This is a genomic window from Planomicrobium soli (assembly GCF_003014655.1).
Classification (GTDB): Bacteria; Bacillota; Bacilli; order Bacillales_A; family Planococcaceae; genus Planococcus; species Planococcus soli_B.
In genome coordinates, this window is the sequence record NZ_PYAT01000035.1 from 1 (window position 1) to 1,289 (window position 1,289).

Below are 1,289 nucleotides of genomic sequence, written 5' to 3' on the forward strand. Positions count from 1 at the left end.
TTAATTTGAGACATTTGAAAAAAACACCTAAGCTGCCATTGTCCGATATTCAATCGGAGAGTGGCAGTTTAATTTTTGAAATGGTCGGATGTAGTTGTAATAATACATGTAATCTTCAACTTTTTGTTGTACAATGGCATTGGTTAGGCTTACCCTTTCCAGGGTAGCGAATTCTTCCGACTTTAGCGAGGAGTGGAAGGATTCGATGACGGCATTATCAAAGCAGTTTCCTTTGCGGGACATGCTGGTGATAATGCCGTTTTCTTTTGTCGCCACCTGAAACGCACGGGACGTATACTGGGCACCTTGATCACTATGCAAGGTGGTGCCGGCGGTATTTCGCTTCCGACACGCCAATGCCAAGGTGTCCAACACCAGCTGGGCATTTTGGGTGTCGCTGATTTTGTAGGCAATCACTTCGTTGTTGTACAAGTCCAGAATCGTCGACAAGTAAAGCATGCGCTCCCCGAAGGGGAGGTACGTAATATCCGTCACCCACTTTTGGTTCGGGGCATCCGCTTTGAACTGCTGTTCCAGAAGATTTGGTACCACCAAGTGGCTCTCGCCCTTCATCTTCTGGGCCTGTTTTGGTTTGACCCGGCATTGGCTGTTGTATTTCCGCATAATTTTCTGCACCGTTTTCCGATCGACTTTGATGCCCTCGTTTTTCAACAGCCCTTTCACCGTACGGTGCCCGACACGGAACTTCAGCTGTTGGCAGATCGCCAGAACCTGTTTTTCCAGCTCGGTCTTCGTGAAGTCTTTCCGGCGCCAGCGGTAATACGTGGCGCGCGGGACGCCCATGCACTGACAGATCAGCGAGACGGAATAGCGGTCTTTGAAGCAGTCGACCAGCTCTACGAAGAGGGCGGGCTCCACCTCCTGGCCAACTCCCGGTACTTTCCCATCAACTCTTCCTTCACTTCGTAATACAACACCTTTTTCTTCAATTCATCGAGCTCGCTTACCGCTGCGTTGTAGCTGTATTGTTTTCCAACCATCTGGGCAAGCCGATGGCTTTCCCCCTCCCGGTGCCATTTCATCCAGGTACCGATCTGGGACCTGTTTTTAATTTGGTGGATCTCCATGATTTCTGCATCGGTATAGGTGCCGCTGAGCTTCATCCGGATGACCTCGCGTTTAATTTCCTCGGGGTAGAATCGTTTCGTTGACCCTTTTTTCGAACCTCTTTTTATCTCCATACAGAAAAACACCTCCATAATTGTCGTTGTGACTACATACGACGATGGCGGTGTTTTTTCCTTGTCTCATTTTATTGGGTCACTCTA

At 48.9% G+C, this 1,289-nt stretch carries 1 protein-coding gene; it reads right to left on the reverse strand.

Annotated features, from left to right (window positions below; all coding sequences use genetic code 11):
- Positions 1 to 27: 27 nt before the first annotated feature.
- A protein-coding gene (locus B0H99_RS17650) for an IS3 family transposase (protein WP_106534966.1) occupies positions 28 to 1,202 on the reverse strand; the annotation gives its coding sequence in 2 pieces (ribosomal slippage) (positions 28 to 905 and positions 905 to 1,202; 1,176 coding nt in all).
- Between the last annotated feature and the right edge of the window lie 87 nt (positions 1,203 to 1,289).